1 protein-coding gene and 1 pseudogene are annotated in these 3,217 nt (G+C 70.6%); both read left to right on the top strand.

Translation table 11 applies throughout. The features are described from left to right. Positions 1-300, top strand: a pseudogene (locus tag GA0115240_RS19925) (hypothetical protein); the annotation flags it as partial. Between the two features lie 328 nt (positions 301-628). After that, the gene (locus GA0115240_RS19920; RefSeq protein ID WP_256069896.1) at positions 629-3,217 is read left to right on the top strand and encodes a discoidin domain-containing protein; all 2,589 of its coding nucleotides are present in this window, start codon (positions 629-631) and stop codon (positions 3,215-3,217) included.

Genomic DNA, 3,217 nt, shown 5'->3' with positions numbered 1-3,217 from the left:
GCGGTCCTGCTGGACGGTGTGACGGACGTACCGGCGCCCTGGGAGCGCGAACGCCCGGTGCACGCGGTCGCCTTGGCACTGGAGGCGGCGAACTGCCCGCCCGCCGGGCCCGCTTCGCCGGGTTACCGGGTGACTCCCGCGCCGGAGCCCGGCATGGCCGAGATCCGCTGGTCGGCATCCGCCGGCGCGGCAGCGGCCCTCGCCCGGTGCGCGAGCCTGCTCGGCTCCTGGGGCTGGCAGTGCACCGGGCACCGCACCCGTGAGGGGCAGTCCTACCTGGTGGCCTCACCCCGGCGCTGAGCCCCGCCGGGCCGCAGCACGCCGGGCCCTGCCATCAACGGACTCTCCTCGGCGCCCCGTTGGCCGGCCGCCCAGCCCCTGGCCCCGACCCCGGGCTCCCCGGCCGCCGACCTGGGCACACCCTGCCCCTGACTCCCGGCACGCAACCTGTGTACGGGAATCTCTGTTTTCAGGGACCTCTATGACGGGCAGGTGTCGAGGATATTGCGAGGAACCATCGCTGTTTTGCGCAGACTCATGGACTTACTGCGGTCGCGCTCGTAGTCTCTCCACGCCTGGCCGGGTGCTCCACCCTCCCCTCACCCCCGACCCGCAAGGACGTGTGCCTGTGTCGCACTCACCTCGCAGTGATGACCGAAGTCCCCGACCCCATCGCCGCGCCGGACGACGCGGCTTCGCAGCCGTCCTGTCGTTCGCCGTCGCCGCCGCCGCGGCGCTGACCGCCGTGACGCTGGCGGGCGCCCCCACCGCCAGCGCCGCGGGCGTGCCCGCGCCCTCGCCGATCGGCATCGCCGGCCGGGGCGCCAATGTTCCGTTCAGCGAACTGGAGGCGGAGTACGCCACCACCAACGGCACCCTGATCGGGCCGGACCGGCTCTACGGCCACCTGCCCTCCGAGGCGTCCGGCCGGCAGGCCGTCACCCTCAACGCGGTCGGCCAGTATGTCGAGTTCACGCTGACCAAGCCGGCCAACGCGATGTCGCTGCGCTACAGCCTGCCGGACACCGCGGACGGCAAGGGCCGCGACGCCACGCTGAGCATCCAGGCCAACGGCGCCGCGATCAAGACGCTGCCGGTCACCTCGCGCTACAGCTGGTACTACGGCGGCTACCCGTTCAACAACAACCCGGGTGACACCAACCCCCACCACATGTACGACGAGGCCCGGACGATGTTCGGGACCAGCTACCCGGCGGGCACCAAGATCCGGGTGCAGGTGACCTCGACGGCGCAGTCCCCCACCTTCACCATCGACCTCGCCGACTTCGAGCAGGTCGCGGCACCGATCGCGCAGCCCGCGGGCTCGATCAACGCCGTCACCGACTTCGGGGTCGACCCGACCGGTGCCACCGACTCCACCGCGAAGATGCAGGCGGCGGTCAACGCCGGCCAGGCGCAGGGCAAGGTCGTATACGTCCCGCAGGGCACCTACACCCTCTACGACCACGTGATCGTGGACGGCGTGACCGTCGCGGGCGCCGGCCCCTGGTACACCGTGTTCGGCGGGCGCGACCCGGTGAACCGCAACCGCGCGGCCGGCTTCTACGGCAAGTACGTGTCCGGCGGCGGCTACGGCGGGGCGATCCGCCCGCAGGAGGCCGGCGGTCCGAGTCAGAACGTCACGCTCAAGGACTTCGCCATCATCGGCGACATCACCGAGCGGGTCGACGACGACCAGGTCAACGGCCTGGGCGGCGCCATGTCGAACTCCACCGTCGACGACCTGTGGATCCAGCACGTCAAGGTCGGCGCCTGGATGGACGGTCCGATGGACCACTTCACCATCAAGAACAGCCGCATCCTGGACACCACGGCCGACGGTGTGAACTTCCACTCCGGCGTGACCAACTCGACCGTCACCAACACCTTCGTCCGCAACGTCGGTGACGACGGTCTGGCCTCCTGGCCGGAGAAGGCGCCGAACGTGGGCGACAGCTTCGACCACGACACCGTGGTGCTGCCGATCCTGGCGAACAACATCGTCACGTACGGCGGCAAGGACTTCAATCTGTCCGACAACGTGATGGCGGACACCATCACCAACGGCGGCGGCCTGCACATCGCCAACCGCTACCCGGGCGTCAACGGCGGCGGTCCCAACGGGGTCTCCGGCACCATCACCGCGGCCCGCAACACCTTGATCAGAACCGGCAACAGCGACTACAACTGGCAGTTCGGCGTCGGTGCCATCTGGTTCGACGGCCTGCAGGGGCTGGTGAACGCCAATATCCAGATCAGTGACACCGACATCCTGGACAGCTCCTACGAGGCGATCCAGTCCATCGAGACCGGTGTCACCGGCGTCACCATGAAGAACGTCAATATCGACGGCGCGGGCACCTACGCCATCCAGGCGCAGGCCGCGGCGAACATGACCTTCATCAATGTCACCGCCAAGAACATCGGCCAGGCGGCCACGCCGATCCACAACTGCGTCGGCAGCAGCCTGCAGATCACCGACGGCGGCGGCAACTCCGGCTGGAACACCGGCCAGACCTGCACCGGCACCTGGCCGGCGCCGATCTGGACCAACGGCGGTGTGCCCACCGGCGGCAGTGGCGGTACGACCGGTGGCGGCGGCACCACTCCGCCCACCACGCCCCCGACCACCCCGCCCACCACCCCGCCGACGACGCCCCCGACGGTCCCGGCGGGCGGCAACCTGGCGCAGGGCCACCCGGCTTCCGCGTCCTCCTCGGTGCAGACCTACACCGCGGCCAACGCGGTGGACGGCAACGCCAGTACGTACTGGGAGTCCAACAGCAACGCCTTCCCGCAGACGCTGACCGTCGACCTCGGCGCCACCAAGTCCGTCGGCAAGGTCACCGTGAAGCTTCCGCCGTCCAGCGACTGGGCGACCCGGACCGAGACGCTGAGCGTCCTCGGCTCGACCGACAACGCCACCTGGTCGACCCTGAAGGCGGCCGGCGGCGTCACCCTCAACCCGGCCTCGGGCAACACCGCGACGCTGACCTTCACCGCCGCCAACGCCCGTTACGTACGCCTCAACGTCACCGCCAACACCGGCTGGACGGCGGCGCAGCTCTCGGAGCTGGAGGTCTACGCGCCCGACGGCGGCTCGACCACGCCTCCCCCACCACCGCGCCGCCCACCACGCCGCCGCCCACCACCGCGCCGCCCACCACGCCCCGCCGACCGGCAACCCGAACCTGGCGCAGGGCGCCGCGGCCAGTGA

Source organism: Streptomyces sp. DvalAA-14 (genome assembly GCF_900091855.1).
GTDB lineage: Bacteria > Actinomycetota > Actinomycetes > Streptomycetales > Streptomycetaceae > Actinacidiphila.
Note: the sequence above shows the minus strand (reverse complement) of the source record. Positions and strands in the feature narration are given on the sequence as shown.